This window comes from Pseudoalteromonas piscicida, from assembly GCF_002744175.1.
Classification (GTDB): domain Bacteria; phylum Pseudomonadota; class Gammaproteobacteria; order Enterobacterales; family Alteromonadaceae; genus Pseudoalteromonas; species Pseudoalteromonas piscicida_B.
Window position 1 is genome coordinate 28571 of sequence record NZ_NKHF01000052.1, and the last position, 23285, is coordinate 51855.

Consider the following 23285-nt stretch of genomic DNA (forward strand, 5'->3'; position numbering starts at 1 on the left):
AAACGATAAGAATAACGATTAAACATACCTACAATGTGAGAGAAAGGGTGGCTTTTGCTTCAATAACATCAAGTCGATCACCGAATAACCTAAGTCGATCGCTCGATAACATTTTTAGGCAAAAGTGATCGGCATCAATGTTATTTGGTGATCGCGATGCATGAAAATATGCACACTATTAACCTCCAAGCTAAGGAAGTGAAGTAAAAAAGTATAAAAATACTTCAACCACTTTGGTCAAAAACGTTTATAGATAGGCTAATTTTTAGCGCTCAGGCGTATCTATTCAACAAAACAGGTTTATCGCGCACGACAAAGCGCTGTAAATACAACAGTAAGAAATTCTAGCGTTGAGAATGTGTGTTTTGCTAAGCCAACAAACGCTCGCAGTTTGTTAGGTTTGTACGTCGTCGTTTTTGCAGTGTTTCGCGGTAAGCGGTTATTGTCCGCTCTCGACCAACTGCACCGTGGAATATCCGAGAAAATTGCGTAGTGAGTTTTATCCAGTTTTCAGGCTCTATATTGAGTCGAGTAAGAATCGGTTGTGCTTCATTGATATACCCGCGTTTATCGACTTGAATACATTGGCCCGTGAGCTCAACTAATTCAATATAGGACTTGAGTTCAAAAGATAGGCCTTTAGGCATATGCTTTCGCGGGCTACCAGCAAAGCGTAGTAGGCTTTTTGGTTGCTTGCCCAGCTTAGCGTGGTCGATGCGCTTTTTGATGCTGGTGTAGTCTGAGGTCTCAGGCGTTGCTGCGATTTTGGCCCTAATGGGGTTTAGGTCTACGTATGCGAGACAAGCTGCCAGTGCTGCTTCATCCAATAATGCTTGGGATTTAAATCGTCCTTCCCAAAATCGGCCTGTACAGTTATCTTCTTTATTTGCTCGGCGAGCGATATCTTCGTTGAGTACTCGCATAAACCAGCTAATATCGGCTAGTCTTTCTCTGTACTTATCAACCAGCTCATCGAGTATCAATTGCTCCGATTCGCTGAGTGGCTCACCTTCAATAAGTTTATGGCTTAACCAACTGCCTTTAAATAACTTGTGCCATCGTATCACAATAGCTTCATCCGACACACGTTTAGCCTTTTTATCATCAACATATAAAACAATGTGAGTGTGATTACTCATCACGGCATAAGCACAAATATCAATACAAAACACGGAGCCCAACATCAATAGCTTTTCTTCAACCCAATCACGTCGGTGTTCGTATGATTTGCCAGTAAGTTTATCTTCACCGCACAGAAAGGCGCGCCTTACGCAACGGGAGATACAGTGGTAGTATTTGGTGTCGGTTAAACTGATTTGTTTTTTACGGGCAGTAGCCATAGTTTGGTTTCCTCAATCCTTTGAGTGCATAATTAAAGCGTAGCCGGAATCTTAGGAAGGTGCAAATTAGTGGTGGGTGTCAGCGATTTGTTATTCATTGAGGTATGCGCTTTAACATCTCAAAAGATAAAGCCAGTGTTTCCTGTGTGCTTGCACGTCTAGCCATAATTACTTTTCTTATATTTGTTATACTTTATCAATCTACACTTGATGCAGAGAAAGACAGAGGAATATTTACAACCATTTTCTATGCCTCAAATCACATATTACACAACACAGCAAAAACCATCAATTTATAACTAAATCAAGTAGGTAAGAAATATTATTCAGTTCAGTCCAATTGTAGAGACAGCTACGACAAATTGTGTCTGACAAAAACACCTATGCTTCACATATTTTTTTAGCTAGCTTTTTTGTGCGCTTTTCTTCATACATCGCATGATCAGCCATTTGTATTAGCTGAATTGCAATAATATCTGAATCATAAGCAGGACAACCGGAAGGACTAAATGTATGGATTCCCGCAGAAAAGCCAATATAGTGCTTTCCAGTAATACTTTCTTTAAATGGAAATTTAAATACTTTCTGTTGCAAACACTCGCACCATGCTTCAGCTTGGTGCTCATCAAACCCGGGTAGTAAGACCACGAATTCATCGCCACCATAACGAGTGAATCCCCCCGAGTTCATCGGAGACTAGTTTGTTTAAGTCAGGCTACTTTACCTGACTCTCTTAAATTATTATAGAAATCAGCTTCATATTGAGCTGGTGAAATATAACCAATTGAAGACAGTAAGCGTTGATGATTAAACCAATTCACCCACTCTAAAGTTGCGTATTCGACAGCATCAACATTTTTCCATGGTCCATTTCTTCGAATGATTTCTGCTTTAAATAAACCATTTATCGTTTCAGCCATCGCGTTGTCATAAGAATCTCCAACGCTTCCTACGGATGCTTGGATCCCCGCTTCTGCAAGTCGATCACTGTATCTAATAGACAAGTATTGACTCCCTCTGTCGCTGTGATGGATCAATCCTTCTGTTTTACCACGATGCCAAATTGCTTGTTCTAACGCGTCAAGAATAAGCTCTGTGTGCATCGTTGTTAATACGCGCCAGCCCACAATGTATCGAGAAAATACGTCTATTACGAAGGCCACGTATACAAATCCACTCCATGTAGCGACGTAAGTGATATCAGCAACCCAAAGCTGATTAGGCTGCTCAGCGATAAATTGACGGTTAACTAAATCCATTGGTGTATCTTGTTGCTCATCTGGTATCGTTGTTTTACAAGTCTTACCACGACGAACGCCTTGAATACCCATAATTCGCATTAATCGTTCAACAGTGCAACGAGCTACTTGATGGCCGTCAAGTAGGAGTTGTTTCCATATTTTTCTAGCGCCATAAACCGACATGTTATCTTCCCATACTTGTCGAATAAGTATCATCAGCTCAGCGTCCCGCTTTTTGCGATTAGATAGGCGCTCAGGCTGCCTCTGTAGCTGTTTATGGGCATAATACGTTGAAGGTGTATCGGCAATTCCTTGCATATTGACTCGACACTGTAATGCTTACGGTAAGCATCAATAAAAGCCACGCTTACTTCTGTTTGCGGTCGAGCTCCGCTTGGGCGAAAAAAGCGGCAGCTTGCCTCAAGATATCATTGGTTCGTTTCAGCTCTTTATTCTCGCGCTCTAATGCTGCGAGTCGCTCTTCGGCTGATTGAGAGTTTGAAGGTGATTTATGTGGCTGAGCTTGAGACTTCTTTACCCATGCTCTAAGTGTTTCTGGTGTACAACCCAGTTTATCGGAAATCGATACTAGCGCAGCCCAAAGAGAGGAATACTCATGCTGTTGAGTAGTAACAAGCCTAACAGCACGTTCACGAAATTCTGATGTATAGCGATTTGATTTTTTCATAGTTCCAGTTTCTCAAGTTATTGAGTCTCTGGCAAACTCGGGGCGATTCACAGCATCACTATAAACATCACTGCGAAGAAACCAAATACCTCCGCAAGGTTTTTGAAAGTAAAGATTCATAAAAAAGGCCAGTCAGAGATACTGGCTGGCCTTTTATTAATCTAACGGAAGCTAGGTTAGGTTTTTACCACCAAGCTTATTCCCACTCGATTGTCGCTGGCGGCTTACCTGATACATCGTAAACCACGCGAGAAATACCATCAATTTCGTTGATGATACGATTTGAAACGTGGCCTAGTAGCTCGTATGGTAAGTGTGACCAACGCGCTGTCATAAAGTCGATAGTTTCAACGCAACGTAGTGAAACAACCCAATCGTATTTACGTGCATCACCCATTACGCCAACAGAGCGTACCGGTAGGAACACGGCGAATGCTTGAGATACTTTGTGGTATAGATCCGCTTTATGTAGCTCTTCAATGAAGATAGCATCAGCACGGCGCAGTAAGTCACAGTATTCTTTCTTGATTTCGCCAAGTACACGAACACCTAGACCTGGACCTGGGAACGGGTGGCGATACAACATGTCATACGGCAGACCAAGCTCTAGACCAATCTTTCGCACTTCGTCTTTGAATAGTTCACGCAGTGGCTCAACTAGACCAAGTTCCATATCTTCAGGTAATCCACCAACGTTGTGGTGAGACTTGATAACATGTGCTTTGCCTGTTTTTGATGCTGCTGATTCAATAACATCAGGGTAGATTGTACCTTGTGCTAACCATTTCGCGTTTACGCGCTGGCTGGCTTGCTCGTCGAACACCTCAATAAAGGTGTGGCCAATTGCTTTACGTTTATCTTCAGGGTCGTTCAAGCCGTTCAGCGCGTTTAAGAAGCGCTCTTCTGCGTCGACTTTGATAATGTTCAGACCGAACTTATCACCGAACATATCCATCACTTGCTGACCTTCATTGAGGCGCAGTAAGCCGTTATCAACAAATACACACGTTAGTTTATCGCCGATAGCGCGATGGATAAGCATAGCCACCACTGATGAATCCACGCCACCAGATAAGCCAAGGATAACTTCATCATCCCCTACTTTTTCTTTGATACGCTCAATCGCATCTTCAATGATTTGCTCAGGCGTCCATAGCTTCTCACAACCACAAATATCAATTGCAAAACGCTCAAGTAAGCGTAGGCCTTGTTGAGTATGGGTCACTTCTGGGTGGAATTGTACACCGTAAAAACGCTTTTCTTCCCAAGACATCGCAGCGTGTGGGCAGGTATCTGTCTTCGCTGAAGTTTTAAATGTATCTGGGATCTTAGCAACCTTATCGCCATGACTCATCCACACGTCAAGGTAGCCCGCACCGTCTTCGATGTGGTCTTCAATCGCTTCGAATAGCTTACAGTCACCCACTTTTTCTACTTTAGCGTAGCCGAATTCTTTTTTATCTGAGCTGTGTACTTGGCCGCCAAGTTGCATTGCCATCGTCTGCATGCCGTAACAGATACCAAGTACAGGCACACCTGCTTCGAATACATAATCTGGTGCTTTAGGGCTTCCCTCTAGAGTCGTTGACTCTGGGCCACCTGAAAGAATGATACCTTGCGGATTGAACTCACGGATTTGCTCCTCAGTCACATCCCAAGCCCAAAGCTCACAGTAAACACCAATTTCACGCACGCGACGTGCAATCAGTTGCGTGTACTGTGAACCAAAGTCTAAGATCAAAATTCGGGAATCGTGGATATCTTTGCTCATTGATAATCTCGTTAGTTAGGAACTAAACAGGATAAAGTCGCGCTGCGCCTCTATCAAAAGTAAATTGGGCTAGCAACTTGCTAGCCCAGTAACACGCTTTGAGGCTTAACCCATACGGTAGTTAGGCGCCTCTTTGGTGATCTGCACGTCATGTACGTGAGACTCACCCATACCGGCAGAAGTCACACGGACAAACTGCGGCTTAGTATTTAATTCTTCGATGGTGGCACAACCAGTTAGGCCCATTGCACTGCGAATACCACCGATTTGTTGATGGATAATCGTTGCGATAGGTCCTTTATAGGCAACACGCCCTTCAATACCTTCAGGTACTAGTTTGTCGGCCGAGTCGCTCTTTTGGAAGTAACGGTCTGATGACCCTTCTTTTTGGTTCATCGCACCAAGAGAGCCCATACCACGGTATGACTTGTAGTAACGACCTTGGTATAGCTCAACTTCACCAGGAGACTCTTCAGTACCTGCAAGCATCGAACCCACCATTACACATGCTGCACCTGCAACTAGCGCTTTAACGATATCACCAGAGAAACGGATACCGCCGTCAGCAATCACTGGAATGTTGCGACCTTTAAGGCCATCTACTGCGTCAGAAATCGCTGTAATTTGTGGTACACCACAACCCGTAACGATACGAGTTGTACAGATTGAGCCTGGACCAATTCCCACTTTAACAGCGTCAGCGCCAGCATCAGCCAGTGCAATAGCACCTTCTGAAGTTGCTACGTTACCAGCAACAATTTGCAATTCTGGGTAAGTTTCGCGCGTGGCTTTAACGCGGTCGATAACGCCTTGAGAGTGACCGTGAGAAGTATCGATAAGTAGTACGTCAACACCAGCTTCCACTAGCGCTGCAATACGCTCGTCAGTGCCAGCACCAACACCGACTGCTGCACCAACACGCAGACGACCTTGCTCGTCTTTACAAGCGTTAGGCTTGTCTTGCGCTTTTTGATAATCCTTAACTGTGATCATGCCTTTCAATGCAAACGCATCATCAACCACTAGAATTTTTTCGATACGGTGTTCATGCATTAGGCCTAAGATCTCTTCACGAGATGCACCTTCTTTTACCGTCACTAAGTCATCTTTCTTAGTCATTACTGTTGAAACTGCTTTATCTAGCTTAGTTTCAAAGCGCATATCACGGCTGGTCACAATACCTTCTAGTTGGTTATTCGCACCAACTACAGGGAAACCTGAGAACCCTTTTTCTTGTGCAAGTTCCATTGCCTCTGCAATCGTTAGATCAGAAGTAACAGTAACAGGAAAAGAAATAATACCCGCTTCATACGTCTTCACTTTACGTACGTTGCGAGCTTGTTCTTCGATAGTCATGTTTTTGTGGATAAAACCAATACCACCTTCTTGTGCCAGAGCAATCGCTAAGCGCGCTTCTGTCACTGTATCCATGGAAGCGGAAACAAGCGGTAAGTTTAATTCAATCCCACGAGTCAAACGCGTTTTCAGGTTTGCTGTGTGAGGAAGAACAGTTGAATGAGCTGGTACTAAAAGTACGTCGTCAAAGGTAAGGGCTTCTTTTGCAATTCTTAGCATGTTCGCGGCTTCTCTCAAATGAACTGAGTATAAGGAATTGCGTGCGAATTTTATCAGCGTTCCTTATGGGAGTAAATAAAATTTAGCAAAAAATATGATAAAGTGTCTGTGAATTTTTTATGGAGGCCGACATGGGATACCCCAATACCAGTAAAACCTATTCCGTATCAAGACTTAACAGAGAAATACGCTCACTCTTAGAACAAGGTTTCGCCTCTGTACAACTCACCGGAGAAATTTCTAACTTTGTAGCGCCAGCCTCTGGGCACTGGTATTTTTCATTAAAAGATGACAAAGCCCAGATAAAAGCGGCCATGTGGCGAGGTAATAATCGTTATTGTAACCACCGCCCAGCTAACGGTCAGCAAGTAATGGTGCAAGCGAGAGTGTCGGTATACGAACCTCGAGGTGATTATCAACTGATTGTCGAGCAAATGGCCCCAGCGGGAGAAGGATTACTCAAACAACAATTTGATGCATTGAAAATGCAACTTGCAGCAGAAGGGCTATTCTCTGCAAGTCACAAAAAGCCATTACCGAACGTGATTAATCGCGTCGGTGTAGTGACTTCCGCTACCGGCGCCGCCATCAAAGATATTTTAACTGTACTCAAGCGTCGTGCCCCGCAGTTACAGGTCATCATTTATCCAGCTCTAGTGCAAGGCGATGAAGCTAAACAGCAGATTTGTAAACAAATCGCTCAAGCAAATGCTAGACGCGAGGTCGACGTATTAATTGTTGGCAGAGGTGGCGGCTCATTAGAAGACTTATGGAGCTTTAACGAGGAGTCAGTGGCAAGGGCTATTTTTGCCAGCGCAATTCCAGTGATAAGCGCAGTCGGCCATGAAATAGATACCACCATTTCCGACTATGTTGCAGATGTAAGAGCACCAACGCCATCGGCAGCTGCGGAGCTTGTTAGTCCGGATTCTGAAGCGCTTAAGCTGCGCACTATGCAATTGTTACAATACTTACAGCAAGCCTTTGACCGCCGACTAGAGCGAGCATCGCAGCGATTAGCTAACTTTGAAGCACGGCTACAACTGCAGCATCCTAAAAATCAGCTAATGCAGCAAGCACAACGCGTTGATGAATTAGAACAGCGCTTGACCCGCGCACAAACCAATCTATTGCGTCAAAAGCAATCTCAGTATCATCTACTCCAGCACCGCTTTGATAGATTGCATCCAGAACAAAAAATTTCACACCACAAACAGATGGTGGGCTCACTCAGTGACAAGTTGCGCTCCGCGATGGAACAACAGCTTAGCCAACAAAGGCATCGACTTGCGGTGAGTAGCGCAAAACTTGATAGCGTCAGTCCATTGGCTGTACTTGCTCGCGGTTACAGCATAGCGAAACAAGCAGATACGGTCATAAAGTCAGTAAAAGATGTAGACCCAAACAAACCAATGATCACTCAACTTGCGGATGGCGAAGTCATATCGTTAGTTAAAGAAATTCAATAAGTGAATAGCAAAATGGGGAAATAATACCAAATGTATTAATTCAGTTGGTATAACTCCCCGTTCTTATCATCTAATAACCTGGGGCTTGGATAACAGATGAGCTAACCTATTGTTTTTGCAATCACATCACATTATTTCCTTACCTAGCCAAAGCGTTTTCGAAATAACTAGGTCTGTGAATTTACGCACCAATAGCTGACTACTGGAAGTGAACTCAACGCAGTTAGCGCAAAAGTTGGCTACTAGTAAGGCATTAATCAGGTATAACCCTACAACATCGCAGAGGTGATTGACTCATTTTCGAGTCTGTCATCATCTTCAAGGAAGTTTTGGTTCATACTTTCAGCAGGACATGGACATGATGGCTTGCCAACCACTTTGGCAGGGATCCCCACCACTGTAGTGTGCGCTGCAACAGGACTTAATACTACAGAACCGGCACCAATTCGAGCACCTTCTCCAACTTCAATGTTACCGAGCACTTTAGCACCTGCACCAATCAATACCCCTGCGCGGATTTTCGGGTGACGATCGCCTTGTTCGTTCCCCGTTCCCCCTAACGTGACTGATTGTAGGATAGATACATTGTCTTCAATGACAGCGGTTTCACCAATGACTATACCAGTCGCATGGTCAAACATAATACCATGACCGACTTTACAAGCAGGATGGATGTCAACACCGAATACTTCAGAGGTTCTGCTCTGTATAAAGCGAGCCAGCTCTTTTCTGTCTTGACGCCATAAGCAGTATGCCAGTCGATGTGCTTGGATTGCATGAAAACCTTTCAGATTTAAAATTACATTGAGATAACTATCGGCAGCTGGGTCACGATCTTTAACGGCTTTTATATCATGTGCAACGTGAGTCAGCATGGTATCGCAGTGCACAAAGGCTTGATCGAACAACTCACGAATAGTGAATGCAGACACCACGGCGTCAGCCAGTTTGTTCGCAACAATAAAGCTCAGTGCAGAGCCTAGACATTCGTGATTTAAAATACTCGAGTAAACGTGACTTGCAAGCAAAGGTTCTCGCGCAACCAGCTCATTAGCTTCTTCGCGTAACTTATTCCAGATCTCATGTCTCATGTGGCGTACTTCCGATAATTCTGATACTAACTATAGTGTAACGCTTAGCATCCTTCAGTGTCATGTATTATAAAAAATCCCACCTCAAACACTTGGTTATATCTAATAACCAATTCCCATTTTCTACCTCAAAGCCATAATGGCGACCTAGTCCCAAATATTCTTACAAATTAGCACTGTTGTGCAGTGCAGATCTTCGTATAATAACGCCCCATTGATTTTTGAAAACGCTGGATAGCTATTTATGTCGATTAAGATTAAAACCCCAGATACCAACAAACCAAACGGTACAGGCCTTGCGCGTATCATTAAAGCGACGCATTGCTCAGTAAAGGGAATGAAAGCGGCATACAAAGAAGAATCAGCATTTAGACAAGAGACTTGGTTGTTCTTAATCAGTCTGCCACTGTCGTTCATCCTCGCTCAAAGTATTGCACAATGGGCGCTATTGGTTGGCAGCGTGCTATTTATTTTGGTCATTGAACTTATCAATTCAGCCATAGAGGCCTTAACAGACAGGGTCAGCACAGAACATCATTTGCTGTCAGGCCGGGCAAAAGACATGGCATCGGCGGCAGTGACTCTCACTTTAGTGATTTGTGCACTCATTTGGATTGCCGCAGCGATTGAATGGTTCAGCACGCTAAGCTAGACAAGTTATTCTCAAGCTCAGTGTTTAAAAAAAGGCGGCTACCCAAGGTAGCCGCCTTTTTTATGACTTCATTTTTAATGACTTCATAAAGTGCTATTCAAACACTTTTTCTACGTCTAGTGTTTTGATATTCTTGCTTGGAATATTGAGTGGATAATTCGCAATTTCAGCATCTTCTGCTACCAATGCATCAGGCTTTTTAGTGTTATAAGTCATCGGAGATGACTGCTCTGCACTCAAACGTTTCGCCATATCTTTCGCATCGCCTGTGATAAACACATAGTGGATATCATCGGTTTGCAAATTTTCTTTAATAACGCGGTTGATGTCTTCAACAGAGAGCGATTCAAGCTGCTCAGTAACATAAGCAACAAACTCTTCCGTATTATAGAATTGACTATCCAACGCATAGCCTAGCTGTCTATCTTGGCTCGCCACCATTTGCGGCACAAAGTTGATTAAGAAGTTACGTGTCGCTTCAAAATCGGCTTTGCTCATCCCTTCTTTGATCAGCTTATCTAGCTCAAATAAGGCGGTACGTGTTGCAAAGTGTGCGTCATTATTAGAGCGCAGTGGACGTAACCATACTTGGAAAATTTGCTCACTACGGCCTAAGTTCGCATCAGGCTTAGTTTGGAACATACCACGAGGGAAGTATTCGATATACGCATAATCACCATAGTTCATACCACGAACCTGACGGATACGCTGATATAAGTGACTGTTTGAACTGCGGTGCTCACCAAAGTATGAACGTACTAACCAAAGTGCAGCCCAATCTTTGCTGCTACGAATAGTGTCAATTGGGAACCCAAAAGAAACCGCTGTTGATTTTGCATTTTTCTCTACGATGGTGGCATGATGACCAGATAACTTTGGTGCATCAGGTACTTGTAAACGTGCTTCGTCACCTTTTGGTAGCGTTGCTAGATCATCAAACATGGCTTCTTTGAGCTGTTTATCAAGTGCTCCTGTAATACCTACATTGAGCTTAGCTTGAGTAAACTGTTGTGCATAGAAAGCTTTAACGTCATCTAGCGTGATGGCTTCTAGATCCGATAAATCACCAAAGTTGTAGCTTTCGTATGGGTGGCCTTTATACAACTCATGGTATAACACTTCTTTACCTAGCTCTTCGTCATTAGACGCTTTTAGACCCGCCTTAATGCCGTCGATAAGCTCTTTTTTCAAACGTTTAAAATCATCTTCTCTGAACCCTGGATTCAATAGCTGCTGGCTTACAATGCCATACCATTGATCAGCATTGTCTTTATGAATACGACCACGTAGAGAAATCATTTCTTTATCGATTTGATAACCAAAGCTACCTGCTATCGGGTAAAGCGCCTTTTGAATTTCTTTGTATGATTGTGATTCACTACCACCATTAGCAATCATAGCTGCAGTAAGCGCAGCAAGACCTTTTTTACCTTCAGGATCTGCGGCAGCACCTGTGTAAAAAAGAAAGTTCACATCCACCAGCGGTGAATTATTCGTTTTATCTAGTACATTAAAATGGCGCGTTACTGGCTTGTCCATTTTTGCAACTAGTTCATCTAAATTTACTTCTTGATCAAAGCCGGGCACAGATTCAAGGGCAGACATAGTTACCGTGGTTCTGCTGCTATCAACAAAGTATTTATTGGCAATATCGCGAATGTCTTTTGCCGTTACTTTGTCGGCACTTGCATACAAGGCGTTGATCACTTCAGGGTCACGCTCAAAGTGCATGTAGCTTGCCAGTGTTGACGCTATCGATTGAGATGAGTCTAGGCCATTGATAAAACTGTACTTAAGATTTGATTTAAGCGCTGCTAGCTTCTGCTCGTCTACCAATTCTGTGCGTGCTTTCGCGTAGGTGCTGTTAATTGCATCGCGCACTGTCGCCAAGTCTTTTTCATCTTCTACTTTTACGAAAACATGCAAGAGGCCCGGATCTTTGGTTTCTGGGTTGTAAGTAAACATCTGGCTTGCAAGCTGTTTATCTACCACTAGCTCTTGGTATAACTCAGAGTTTTGAGAGAAATATAACTGCGAGATCAAATCAAGCGCAGCTCGGTCTTTTTTCGCAGGCTCCCATGCAGTGCCTTTATATGAAACAAGTAACCAGTGGCCAGGTAAGCCATCGTACTTTTCATGGACGTAACGTGCTTTCTCTTGTTTAGGCTCAACTGGAATATCAGCTTGGTAGTTTCCTTTTTTCCAGTTACCCCAGTGCTTTTTCACCATCGCCATGGTTTCTTTTGGATCTACGTCACCGACAATGACAAGCGATACATATTCTGGCTTGTAAAAACGTTCAAAGAAAGTTTTGCCATAAGCCATTTGATCTGGCATTGCTTCAATGTCTTCAAAAAAGCCCATCGTCGTATGTTTGTAGGTATGCTTGTCAAACGCTTCCTCTCTTACCGCTGATAATAGCTTGCGAATAGGGCTGGCGTTATTTTTGAGATACTCACCTTTAACCGTTAATGCTTCAGTGCGGAATTGCTCTTCACTGTATGTCAGGTTTTGGAAAATATCCGCTTCAATTTCCAGTACTTTGTCTAAGTGCTGTTTTGAGAAGTTTAAATGGTAGTTAGTGTAGTCATTGGTCGTGTATGCACGGTTATCTACACCTGAGTTTTTCAAAATGTCTGAATAAACATCTTGTGGGTACTTTTCGGAACCTTTAAACATCATGTGCTCAAAAAAGTGAGCAAAGCCTGTTTTACCTGCTTCCACTTCGTTACGCGAACCGACTGAAACTGGTATTTGTAGCGATACAACATCAGGGTAGTTTGTTTTCACGACCATAACGCGCAGGCCATTATCGAGCTCTTCTAACACATAATCTTGAGCAAAAACTTTATTTGCTTGAGTCGCTTGGGCGCTCGCAACTGAATTTTGAGTATGATCTGAATTGCTTGTTGCACAGCCACTCAGTGCTAAGCTCACCGCAAAGCTTGTGGCTAATAACTTGAATTTCATGGGTGTAGTCCTAATCATATTTTTATTCTTGGTAAGCAAACTCTTATTCGCTTACCTAATTCAACTACCTGATTATGCCCAATGCAGTACTAATTCGCTAATTTCCAAGACGATTCTCCCTACAAATCTGTAAACAATTATGTAAGGCAAAGGTAGAACTTGAGGAAAATTCATAAATCTTGAAATTCTTTCATTAAAAAAATCTATCTAGACGTCTAAATGGCTGCTATATTAGTAAGCAGATGCAAAACCTGCTTATGTGGAATGAGGATTATGGCTTTAACACTTCAAGAGAAAATCATTGACCCTAACCAAGGGGTATATTTAATTGGTACCACACCACCGAAACTAGGCACTGAACCTGAACAACTAAAATCAATTGCGGCAAAGTTATTGGGCCGGTTACATGAAATTGAATATGACGGTGTGATCATTTATGACATTCAAGATGAAAGCAGTCGCACACAGGCGCCACGCCCGTTTCCGTTTAAACACACTGTTGATCCATGCGAATATAGTCAGTTGATCCGTGAGCTTTCAGCACTTGACGTTATCACCTACAAAAGCGTAGCCCAACGCGATGCTGCCGCATTTAGCCACTGGCTCACTAATACCAAAGCGCATTATGGCTTAGACAATCTAGTGTTAGTAGGTAGCCCGTCTTCACAAGGTGAGATTAAGCTACCGTTAGGTGACGCTTACGAAGTGCTAAAGCACCATCAAGAAACGTTCTTTTTGGGTGGTGTTACGATTGCCGAGCGTCATGCAAGTAAACGTAATGAACACGAGCGATTAATCGACAAAACCGAGCAAGGTTGCCAATTTTTTGTCTCTCAAGCTGTTTATGATGCCCAAGCTACTATCGACCTCATCACAAGCTATGCTCGTACGTGCAAGCAACAAGGTAAAACACCAAAACGCATTATTTTAACTTTTACACCTTGTGGTGGTGAAAAGACATTACAATTTATGGAGTGGCTTGGCATTTCAGTACCAGAAGCAACGAAGTGGCGGATGCTGGATGCAGATAATACCTTGAGTGAGTCCATTCGTATCTGTAGAGAAAACTTGGACCAAATTTTGAAAAGTTGCGCCCATTTAGATATTGCACTGGGTCTAAACATTGAGAGTCTTACAAACCGCAAACAAGAGATTGATGCTTCCATCAACCTTTATCGGCTTTTGAAAGCAACGATGGAATTGAGCCTCGCAGAAAAGCAAATTGCATAATGCCAAATGTATTAGGTAAATGCGCTATTTCATCCTTCAAATTGATTAGAGATTTAATTCTATTGGTATAACAATGAGCCAAGATAAAAAAAGCCAGCTTGATAGATAAGCTGGCTATTGGAAGTGAATTCAACGCAGTTAGCGCTAAAACTGGTTGCTAGAAAGACATTAATTATCCGAAACTCAGGTTAACTCAGACTCAAGAAGGCAATTAATCCCACACCAAGTAGCAAGCGATATATCACAAACGGCATCATGCCCATGCGCTCTATGATCTTAAGGAAGAAGAAAATACAGGCATAAGCCGAAACAAAAGACAGAGCAACACCGCTTAACAGTGCGTTCCAATCAACTGCTTCCCCACCTGTTGCCAACTCTAGAGTGTAGTAAAGCCCCATCATTGAAATAACAGGAATAGACATCAAAAAGGAAAACCTCGCCGCACTCTTTTTATCAAGCCCCAATAACAACCCTGCGGTGATGGTAATACCAGAGCGTGACGTGCCCGGTATTACCGCTGTAATTTGAGCGAGGCCAAGGATCAACGCACTTTTCCAATTTAGCGCGAACTCGTCTTTGATTTGCTTCGCTTTTACATCGGCGTACCACAACAATAAGCCAAACACGATAGTCGATGTTGCAATCACCCACGCACTACGCAAATAGATCTCTACTACGTCTTTTAACAATGGGGCTAATAGTACAAATGGAATGGTGGCAACCACAATGCACCAAGTAAGGCGGCTTTCTTTGGAGTGCGTACCTGAGAAGGACTTGAACCACCCCGACAGCAGACTCACAATGTCCTGACGGAAATAAATCACTACGGCCAGTAATGTACCAACGTGAACAGCAACATCAAAAGCGAGTCCCTGATCTTGCCATCCTAATACCTGAGACGGTAATAATAAGTGGGCAGAACTAGAAATCGGTAAAAACTCGGTGAGACCTTGAATAATTGCAAGGACAACAATCTCTATAAAGCTCATAACTTGGGAAACTCCACTTTCCATAATTTTTGAGTTGGGTTGTGATACTCCTGCCATAACTGCCTAATCGATTTATTTTCAATCGGATGAATAAAATCGGCAGCAAGTTCAGCTAATGGTTGCAGCACAAAGGCATTTTTAGTTATTTCATCTCGAGGCAACTGAGCGGGTGATGAACAAATAATGTGATCATAAAAAAGAATATCTAGGTCCAGTGAGCGCGGGCTAAACTTTTTCTCATTACAGCGACGGCCATGGTCATACTCAATTACTTTTAATAGTCGACACACCGCTTCTAACGACATCTCAGTTTGTGCAGCAAACACTGAATTATAAAAATTATTCCCTGCGAAGCCGACAGCTTCACTCTCAAAAACCGTTGAATGTTGATAAGTTGGAAAATATTTTATCAAGGTTTGTAGGCCACTGAGTAAATTTTTTTCTTTGTCTATATTGGAGCCGAGGCTAATAAAAATTTGTGCCATGTTTACTCTACTTCTTACGCACAATTTCTACGCCAACCGTCTGTGCTTGTGACACTGCTGCCGGCTTACTAACCTTTATAAGCACTTGTTGTACATTAAATTCTGCTAAAATAATCGCGGCTAGCTGCTCCACTAAGGTTTCTAGTAATTCCACAGGTTTTGCTTGAGTATGAGCAATAATGCGCTCGCTGACCTTAGCATAATCAACAGCTAAATGAATATCATCATGACGCGCAGCAGCGGTAATATCGGTCAACATCTCTACATCAAAGTAAAGGCTTTGTTTACTTTCTTTTTCAAAGTCGTACACTCCTATTATGGCTTCGACGTGTAGCTGCGAGATATAGACTTTATCCATGTAAACTCCAAACATGTTTATCGCTGTAATCTTCCTGCATGGTTAATTCGCATAGTACGAAATTGCAGGACTTAAGACCGCCGATCATAGCCCAAAACAACGCAATAAAAAATAAGGAAGACAGTGTTAATCAGTTTAATGTGCGTATGTGCTTATTTGTTGGGATCGATTTCCTCTGCGATTCTGGTGTGTCGATTGTTCAAACTCCCAGATCCTCGCTTTAATGGTTCTAATAATCCTGGCGCAACTAATGTATTAAGGCTGGGAGGTAAAATCCCGGCGGTACTGGTGCTCGTCTTCGATATTCTAAAAGGTACGATCCCTGTGTGGGGTGCATACTTCCTTAAAATAGAGCCGGTTTGGCTAGGTGCAATCGCAGTCAGCGCCTGTCTTGGACACATCTATCCTATCTTTTTCCATTTTAATGGTGGTAAGGCAGTTGCAACGGCCTTTGGTGCATTGTTGCCGATAGGCTTATCATTGGGTGGGTTGTTGATCAGCACTTGGCTTGTGGTACTGCTATTAACGCGATACTCGTCGCTTGCTGCTATTGTGGCAGTCTCAGCCGCGCCACTTTATACATGGTGGATAAAGCCCCTTTATACGGTACCCGTTAGCTTTTTAACCCTAGTCATCATCGTACGCCATAGGGCCAATATCAAAAGGCTCCTAACCGGGAAGGAGCCAAAGGTAGGGAAAAAGTCTCAAGATTAGACTTTCTCAAGACTATCCAACGGCCAGCGAGGTTTGGTTTTCATATCCAAAGGAGCATATTGTCCCGCTTTTAACCGCTGCATGCCTGCATAAGCAATCATGGCACCATTGTCTGTACAAAACTCCGTTCTAGGATAGTAGACTCGGCCTTTCATGCCCTGCATCATACGTTCGAGCTTTTGCCTCAACTCTGTATTAGCACTCACGCCACCCGCGATAACTAGGCTTTTAATCCCTGTTTCTTTGAGTGCACGCTTGCATTTAATCGCTAATGTTTCGACCACTGCGCTCTGGAAGGCGTGAGCAATATCAGCTTTAGTTTGCTCATCATCCCCTTCCTTACGAATAGTATTTGCCGCTGCCGTTTTTAGTCCACTAAAGCTAAAGTCCAGTCCTGGCCTGTCAGTCATTGGCTTAGGGAAGGTAAAACGGCCTGGCTGGCCGTGCGTTGCCATTTTCGCCAGCATTGGGCCACCGGGATAATCTAATCCTAACAGCTTCGCTGTTTTATCAAACGCTTCACCAGCAGCATCATCTACCGACTCGCCTAACACCTCATACTCTCCAATTCCTGAAACTTTCACCATCATAGTGTGGCCACCGGATACTAGGAGCGCAACAAATGGGAATTCAGGTTTATCGTCTTCTAACATCGGTGCCAATAAATGACCTTCCATATGGTGTACAGCAACTGCCGGTATCCCCCAGCCAAAAGCCAAAGAACGGCCAATTGAAGTACCAACCAGTAGCGCTCCCACCAAGCCAGGACCCGCCGTGTAAGCAATACCATCGAGGTCGTCAGGACCACAACCGGCTTCTGCAAAAGCCGCTTCAATAAGAGGAATAGTCTTGCGCACATGATCTCGTGACGCTAGTTCAGGCACCACACCGCCATAATCGGCATGGACCTTGACCTGAGAATATAATTGATGTGCCAGTAGACCTTGCTCATCATCATAGATGGCAATACCAGTTTCATCACACGAGGATTCTATACCCAATATACGCAAGTTACTTCTCCAAACTCTTTACTGCAACCGTTGATTATACGAAATCAACTACTCAAGTTCCAAACCAATATTAGTTTGTCCATCCGCTACTGCTAACGCCTTTAACGCCTTTACTGAGTCGCTACTGATACGTCCCATGTTTTCAACATGTTCAATCAGCTCAGCAAGCACCTCTATCTCGTATTGCATTTGCGGGTGTTCACGAATTAACTCGTTCGTGGGGATTACGTCTTCGGCCATCAGCATGAACTCAATGTATTTGGCTACTGTTGCTTGCGAAATTTTGGCAACGCTAACAAACTCATGCTCATCTTTTGTCATTAAACCTTGCAACATACCAAGCAAAGCAGTGGCAACATCAATTGCAGGGTAAGTGCCAAACATATCAAAGTCACTTAGCTCAGGTACGTTAGGCTCAACCTTTTCGACCAACTTCTCCAAACTAATCTTGCTCTTGGGTATTAAGATTTTTTCCCAAATTAGGTTTAGTGCATTTCTTAACACTTGCTCATCACCAAACCCTGTTGCTTCACTAAACAGTGAATAGTTTGGCAACATACGCTCAATAATAGCCGCGCCTAACACTGCTTTTTGAAGGTAATTTAACTCTCTAATTCTTTGAAAGTTATTTGCTTTACTCATGCTTCTTTCCACATTGCCAGCAAAAATCAAATGCTGGTCCATTTAACTCAGCACAGTGGCTACACAACCAATCGCGATGGTTGGTGGCACTGTGACGACGTGATTGATTGTAGTTTACCAATAATTCCTCTGCCTCGGGTAACTTTATTGCGTAAACCAACAGCTTGATTGCCGCCTGTTCAGATGGAATTTCGCCAATCGCCCCAGATAAATGCTCTCCTTGCAATCGGACCTGAATATTTGCTTGCTCCAGTAGCCCTTTAATTAAGTGCGCTTCAACAAAATCACCAATTGAACACAACTCGACCCATCGAAAGGATTGCTCACTCATTGCCAGCCTTCAAAATTGAAAAAGCACCATAAGGGCTTATTTGTTTCTTGATAAAATGACGTATTATCATCACACTTACACGCTTAGTAATTAAATTAAAATGCCCCTATGACTTTAACAACACCAGGCTTACTATTCCCAGCGATTTCGTTATTGCTCCTTGCCTATACTAATCGATTTTTAGTACTTGCCCAGCTGATAAGAGAGCTAAATGCCAGAGAAGGCGATACAATAAGACCATTGGTAAAAGCACAAATCGAAAACCTAAGAAAGCGAATAAGACTAATAAGAAGGATGCAGGTTTGGGGCGTCATTGCATTTTTACTATGTACTTCATCAATGTTTGCGCTATTTCTAGAGATATCTTTACTCGGCGTGACCCTGTTTGGAGCAAGCCTTTGTAGCTTGACACTATCACTGCTGCTTTCATTGTATGAAATACATATTTCTTGCGATGCCATAGAATTAGAGCTACAAAATATCGAGAAAAAACCGCAACAAAATTAGCACCCTTGTTACTGCCGACTATACTAACTTTGAGTCAGCATAAAAAGAGGAGTAATCTGTGAGCGGATTTTTGTTCTCAGATGAAGTGCTAGAAAGCCCTACAAATAAAATGGCCGATACCTACTGGGATATTCTGGTTGTAGACGATGAAGAAGATATTCATCAAGTGACAAAACTAGTCTTATCTGGTTTTAAATTTGAGAGTAGAGCGCTTCGGTTTCATCACGCCTATTCTGCTCAAGAAGCGAAGTCTATCTTAAAGGCGGAAAAAAACATCTCTGTTGGCCTTATCGATGTGGTCATGGAAAGTAATCACGCAGGCCTTGATTTGGTTCGTTATATCCGTGATGAGCTTGAAAATTATGATATTCGCCTAGTTCTACGAACAGGACAACCAGGTGAGGCACCTGAAGAGTCGGTCATCCGCGACTACGACATAAACGACTATAAAAACAAAACTGAACTGACCGCAGTAAAACTAAAAACACTACTTTATTCTGCTTTACGTGCCCATAGGGATATTCAAACCATAGAGAAGCATAAAATGGGCTTAGAGCGCATTATTGATGCATCCTCCAATTTTTTACAGTGCAGCAATATTCAAGATTTTGCATCAACCATATTATCTCATGTATCCGCAGTGATGGGATTGTCCGACTCAGAAATTTATTGCGCAGCGGCAGTCAATCACCAAGCGAATGAGCCCGCCAAGTTTAAGTTACTCGCCGCTTCAGGAGAAGGGATAGAGCCCAGTAATGGCATCCTGCCAGAAAACGTACAAAAGCTCTTTATTGAAACACACAATAAAAAGTCCTCCATTAAAACGCGAAACGAGTATATCGGCTACTTTCCTTCGCGGGAAGGTAATGAAACCATGATTTATGTAAGTAAGGATAGTGATCTTCAAAACATGGATTTTCAGCTACTTGAATTTTTTGCAAACAACATAGCGCTGGCTTATGACAACTTAAAGCTGCGTGAAACCGTCAAGGATTCACAAAAAGAACTCTCCTACATTCTTGGTGAAGCAGTAGAAAAACGCTCCAAAGAAACGGGTTCGCACGTTAAACGGGTCGCGCATTATAGTATGTTACTGGCTCAGCTTTATGGCCTTTCTCACTATCAGGCCGAAATCATAAAACTTGCCTCACCGCTGCATGATATTGGCAAAATAAGTATCCCTGATCACATTTTAAATAAGCCTGGAAAACTCACTGATGATGAATGGCTCATCATGCAAACCCATGCACAGCAAGGCTATGAAATATTGAAAAATTCAACAAATGAAATTTTACAATGCGGTGCATTAATCGCCTATCAGCATCACGAAAAGTGGGATGGTTCAGGATATCCACAAGGTTTGAAAGGGGAACAAATAAATATTGTGGGGAGGATCACAGCACTTGCAGATGTCTTTGATGCGCTTGGGAGTGCGCGTTGCTATAAGCCCGCTTGGCCGCTCGAAAAAGTGATAAAATTACTTAATGAAGAAAACGGAAAGCAATTTGAACCTAAATTGATTGACCTTTTTCTAAACAACCTTGAACAATTTATTGAGATACGTGATAAGTACCCTGACTAACTTTGTAATCAGAATGTAAAAACTTCACTTTCCTTTTCCCGTTTTGTGTATTATTATTGGGAAAAGTCGTAATAAATGTGTTTTAGTTGAAATTAAAAGGAATTTCACATGAGATTTGAACAACTCGAGCAGTTCGTTGCATTAGGTAATTTGAGACATTTTAGACAAGCTGCGGAACAGACCCAAATAAGTACTTCAGCCCTTACTCGAAGTATCCAAACCCTTGAAGATGAAATAGGTTGTGAACTCGTCAAGCGCTCTACCCGCTCGGTAAAATTGACCGAACAAGGTGAGCTTTTCTTAAAATATTGCAAAACAACCTTATCCGAACTGGATTTAACCAAGAAGACAATAAAGCAAAGTTTGTTTGGTCGTGATAACCAAAAGTTAATTATTGGTTACACATCACAAGCAAGCAGCATAGTCCCTGTATCTTGTGGTCAATTCTTGGCTCAGTACCCTGATGTTAAAATAGAAATGCAATTGCAAGACGAGCTGGAGCTTTCTCGTAAGCTTCAACACGGTGAAATTGATATTAGTGTATATTTGCAAAGCGCAAATAGTATTGTTAGCGATATACATCTCCCAGATCAACTGGTGCTTTTTGTCTCTAGAAGTCACCCTCTAGCGAACCAAGATAGTATTCGTAAGGCTGAATTAACACACTACCCAATGTATGGTTGCTTCTCGCAATCGAAACAAGTGCAAAACATGCTAAATGAAGCGGTGGAGTCTTTGAATAAATCGACAGGTGTAAAAATCGGTAGTATCGAACAGGTGATCGCAGGGTTAAAGAATAGCAACAGTTTTGCTATTGCCAGTATCGAGCACTCGAAAACCATCGCACAAGACCCAGATTTAGTGCTTTTAAAGACGAATAAAGCGTTGGATAGAGAGCAGCTGATTGTGCAAACTAACCATCAAGTTGGTTCCAATGCACATATCAACCACCTACTTGAACTGATTGAAGGTGCCGCCTCGGCTTCTAGCAAACAAACGATCACTTATTAGTTAACCTGAAGTTTGGATAAGGAATAATCTAACTAGTTGTTTTTGAATTACATTAAATAATACCAAACGTATTAAGTAATACGAGCTATTTGAAGCGGAGAAATAGCTTTAGTAGCTAGGCAAAAATTTTACTATTTAGTTACACTAAAAACTGGTAAATACTTGTGTTTACCAGTTTTTTCTTACTACCTATTACAGTGATATAAAGCCTGCTACTACACCTGAAAAAATAGCTAACCCCACATAATTATTATTTAAAAATGCCCAAAAACACACCTCACGATCGCGATGCTGAATGGCGTACTGTTGTCTCGCAAGTAAGGCGCAAGCAATCCCCAATCCAAGCCAGAATAAAAAGTTTAACTCAAACTGCGCACCAACCGCAGCCATTATCACAATAAAACTGAGGTTAAGCAGTGCGACGATATGCCTATCCCATTTACCAAATAGAATCGCAGTGGATTTAACCCCTATTTTTAAATCATCGTCTCTGTCTACCATGGCATACATAGTGTCATAGGCAACGGTCCAAATAAGATTTGCAGCAAACAATACCCAAGCAAGCAATGGTACAGACTCATTGACCGCCATAAACGCCATGGGAATAGCCCAGCTAAAAGCAGCGCCGAGTACAATTTGTGGTAAGTTGGTATAGCGTTTCATAAAGGGATAAACAGAGGCTAGTGCTAGCGCACCTAAAGATAGAACAATGGTCTGCCAATTTAACAAAAGCACTAAAATAAACGCCATCCCAACTAAAATGGCAAACAAACCTAATGCTTCTTTACTGGTTACCGCTCCTCTGGCCAAAGGCCTCATCGCCGTGCGCTTTACCGCACCGTCTACCTTACGATCAGCAAAGTCATTGATCACACACCCTGCGCTTCGCATGATAAATACACCCAGTGCAAATATTATGATTAATGAAATACTAGGAAAGCCCTCTGACGCGAACCACAAGGACCAGAGTGTCGGCCATAATAGCAATAATGTACCAATGGGCTTGTCCAAGCGCATAAGCTGGCTATAGGCTTGCCACTTTTGTTTATTCATCATAAAAACCATCCGCTACAAACACTTCACAAACCAAGATCTTAGCGCTGCCATTTTTAAACCAGCTTTTTCGAGCAAATAATTCAGCTTGCGATTGACGGCTCGGTTCCATCAGCTCAAGGAGTAGAGGATGCTCCTGCGCTCTTAGCCGAATAAACTCCAGCTCCCCGCGCTGCCAATTTACATCCGTAAATAACAGTTCACCCAACGGCGTTTCTCCTATTGAGTCCATCCCCGCTGAACATGCCTCATCATTGAGCCAGCTTTGCCCGTAAACCGCCACCTTACCATTGCAGTTTAAGGTCACTTCTCTGCACCATGCCAACTCGGGAAACTCATTTTGCAGCGCTACAGGTGCGACTCGGTGTTCATTTGCAATCACCGAAACTGAAAAACAATCGCAACTGCTTTTAAGCTTTGCGGTTAACGATTGAGTTTCAAGTAAGTAAGGCGCAAGTGCTGGCTCGACATTTACCAACTGCGTGTTCTTCTGCCAAGAAAGTTCTAAGGGTAAGTGCACAGGCAAGGTTCTATATCCGTTTTAAAAATCCGCCGCCATAATAGCAGAGCTGGTGC

The 23285-nt window shown here is 42.8% G+C and carries 21 protein-coding genes, 1 pseudogene and 1 other annotated feature; of the genes and pseudogenes, 7 read left to right on the forward strand and 15 right to left on the reverse strand.

Features of this window, described 5'->3' with window-relative positions; genetic code table 11:
• Positions 1-368 precede the first annotated feature (368 nt).
• The 5 genes and pseudogenes from CEX98_RS11775 to guaB form a co-directional block, all read right to left on the reverse strand.
• The gene (locus tag CEX98_RS11775; protein ID WP_099642261.1) at positions 369-1340 is read right to left on the reverse strand and encodes a transposase; all 972 of its coding nucleotides are present in this window, start codon (positions 1338-1340) and stop codon (positions 369-371) included.
• Between the two features lie 381 nt (positions 1341-1721).
• Entirely contained in the window at positions 1722-2030 is a 309-nt protein-coding gene (locus tag CEX98_RS11780; protein ID WP_099642262.1) for a GGDEF domain-containing protein, read from the reverse strand.
• Between the two features lie 20 nt (positions 2031-2050).
• Positions 2051-3269, reverse strand: a pseudogene (locus tag CEX98_RS11785) (IS3 family transposase).
• Positions 2876-2991 (reverse strand) — a sequence feature (AL1L pseudoknot). It overlaps the preceding pseudogene by 116 nt.
• 196 nt (positions 3270-3465) lie before the next feature.
• Positions 3466-5040, reverse strand: coding sequence for a glutamine-hydrolyzing GMP synthase (gene guaA, locus CEX98_RS11790; RefSeq protein ID WP_099642263.1), 1575 nt, complete (start codon positions 5038-5040; stop codon positions 3466-3468).
• Between the two features lie 105 nt (positions 5041-5145).
• Entirely contained in the window at positions 5146-6615 is a 1470-nt protein-coding gene (guaB, locus tag CEX98_RS11795; RefSeq protein ID WP_099642264.1) for an IMP dehydrogenase, read from the reverse strand.
• A gap of 131 nt (positions 6616-6746) precedes the next feature.
• Here guaB and xseA point away from each other — a divergent pair, with 131 nt between their 5' ends.
• Positions 6747-8084 (forward strand): exodeoxyribonuclease VII large subunit, encoded by a 1338-nt coding sequence (gene xseA / locus CEX98_RS11800; RefSeq protein WP_099642265.1) that lies wholly within the window; start codon positions 6747-6749, stop codon positions 8082-8084.
• Positions 8085-8353: 269 nt separating this feature from the next.
• On the opposite strand, the gene cysE is transcribed toward xseA, so the two are convergent.
• Entirely contained in the window at positions 8354-9175 is an 822-nt protein-coding gene (gene cysE / locus CEX98_RS11805) for a serine O-acetyltransferase (protein ID WP_099642266.1), read from the reverse strand.
• Between the two features lie 244 nt (positions 9176-9419).
• Between cysE and CEX98_RS11810 the strand changes: the two genes are divergently transcribed.
• Positions 9420-9827, forward strand: a complete 408-nt coding sequence (locus CEX98_RS11810) for a diacylglycerol kinase (RefSeq protein WP_099642267.1) — start codon at positions 9420-9422, stop codon at positions 9825-9827.
• Positions 9828-9920: 93 nt separating this feature from the next.
• Here CEX98_RS11810 and CEX98_RS11815 read toward each other — a convergent pair whose 3' ends face one another.
• Entirely contained in the window at positions 9921-12797 is a 2877-nt protein-coding gene (locus CEX98_RS11815) for a M16 family metallopeptidase (protein WP_099642268.1), read from the reverse strand.
• A gap of 273 nt (positions 12798-13070) precedes the next feature.
• On the opposite strand from CEX98_RS11815, the gene CEX98_RS11820 reads away from it, so the two are divergent.
• Positions 13071-14027, forward strand: coding sequence for a methylenetetrahydrofolate reductase (locus tag CEX98_RS11820; RefSeq protein WP_099642269.1), 957 nt, complete (start codon positions 13071-13073; stop codon positions 14025-14027).
• A gap of 188 nt (positions 14028-14215) precedes the next feature.
• Here CEX98_RS11820 and CEX98_RS11825 read toward each other — a convergent pair whose 3' ends face one another.
• The 3 genes from CEX98_RS11825 to folB are packed head-to-tail and all read right to left on the reverse strand — an operon-like array spanning position 14216 to position 15859.
• A complete protein-coding gene (locus CEX98_RS11825; protein ID WP_099642270.1) occupies positions 14216-15016 on the reverse strand; it encodes an undecaprenyl-diphosphate phosphatase in 801 nt (266 codons plus the stop codon).
• Entirely contained in the window at positions 15013-15501 is a 489-nt protein-coding gene (folK, locus tag CEX98_RS11830) for a 2-amino-4-hydroxy-6-hydroxymethyldihydropteridine diphosphokinase (RefSeq protein ID WP_099642271.1), read from the reverse strand. The genes CEX98_RS11825 and folK overlap by 4 nt, the downstream gene beginning before the upstream one ends.
• 7 nt (positions 15502-15508) lie before the next feature.
• Complete coding sequence (gene folB, locus CEX98_RS11835) at positions 15509-15859, reverse strand: dihydroneopterin aldolase (RefSeq protein ID WP_099642272.1); 351 nt, start codon at positions 15857-15859, stop codon at positions 15509-15511.
• Positions 15860-15982: 123 nt separating this feature from the next.
• On the opposite strand from folB, the gene plsY reads away from it, so the two are divergent.
• A complete protein-coding gene (plsY, locus tag CEX98_RS11840; protein ID WP_099642273.1) occupies positions 15983-16573 on the forward strand; it encodes a glycerol-3-phosphate 1-O-acyltransferase PlsY in 591 nt (196 codons plus the stop codon).
• Here the strand turns inward: plsY and tsaD are convergent.
• Genes tsaD through CEX98_RS11855 form a run of 3 tightly spaced genes read right to left on the reverse strand, consistent with a single transcriptional unit; the run spans position 16570 to position 18556 of the window.
• Positions 16570-17583, reverse strand: coding sequence for a tRNA (adenosine(37)-N6)-threonylcarbamoyltransferase complex transferase subunit TsaD (gene tsaD / locus CEX98_RS11845; RefSeq protein WP_099642274.1), 1014 nt, complete (start codon positions 17581-17583; stop codon positions 16570-16572). The genes plsY and tsaD overlap by 4 nt on opposite strands.
• A gap of 48 nt (positions 17584-17631) precedes the next feature.
• The gene (locus CEX98_RS11850) at positions 17632-18225 is read right to left on the reverse strand and encodes a YjaG family protein (protein WP_099642275.1); all 594 of its coding nucleotides are present in this window, start codon (positions 18223-18225) and stop codon (positions 17632-17634) included.
• Complete coding sequence (locus CEX98_RS11855) at positions 18218-18556, reverse strand: DUF2007 domain-containing protein (RefSeq protein WP_099642276.1); 339 nt, start codon at positions 18554-18556, stop codon at positions 18218-18220. The genes CEX98_RS11850 and CEX98_RS11855 overlap by 8 nt, the downstream gene beginning before the upstream one ends.
• A 108-nt stretch (positions 18557-18664) precedes the next feature.
• On the opposite strand from CEX98_RS11855, the gene CEX98_RS11860 reads away from it, so the two are divergent.
• From CEX98_RS11860 to CEX98_RS11870, 3 genes are all read left to right on the forward strand, one after another.
• Positions 18665-19063, forward strand: a complete 399-nt coding sequence (locus CEX98_RS11860) for a DUF2721 domain-containing protein (RefSeq protein WP_099642277.1) — start codon at positions 18665-18667, stop codon at positions 19061-19063.
• 58 nt (positions 19064-19121) lie between these two features.
• Entirely contained in the window at positions 19122-20645 is a 1524-nt protein-coding gene (locus CEX98_RS11865; RefSeq protein ID WP_099642278.1) for a DUF3369 domain-containing protein, read from the forward strand.
• Between the two features lie 108 nt (positions 20646-20753).
• Complete coding sequence (locus tag CEX98_RS11870) at positions 20754-21656, forward strand: LysR family transcriptional regulator (RefSeq protein WP_099642279.1); 903 nt, start codon at positions 20754-20756, stop codon at positions 21654-21656.
• A 192-nt stretch (positions 21657-21848) separates the two neighbouring features.
• Here CEX98_RS11870 and ubiA read toward each other — a convergent pair whose 3' ends face one another.
• Both ubiA and CEX98_RS11880 read right to left on the reverse strand, forming a co-directional pair.
• Positions 21849-22712 (reverse strand): 4-hydroxybenzoate octaprenyltransferase, encoded by an 864-nt coding sequence (gene ubiA, locus CEX98_RS11875; RefSeq protein WP_099642316.1) that lies wholly within the window; start codon positions 22710-22712, stop codon positions 21849-21851.
• A complete protein-coding gene (locus tag CEX98_RS11880) occupies positions 22702-23229 on the reverse strand; it encodes a chorismate--pyruvate lyase family protein (protein WP_242441692.1) in 528 nt (175 codons plus the stop codon). Before CEX98_RS11880 ends, ubiA begins: the two co-directional genes overlap by 11 nt.
• Between the last annotated feature and the right edge of the window lie 56 nt (positions 23230-23285).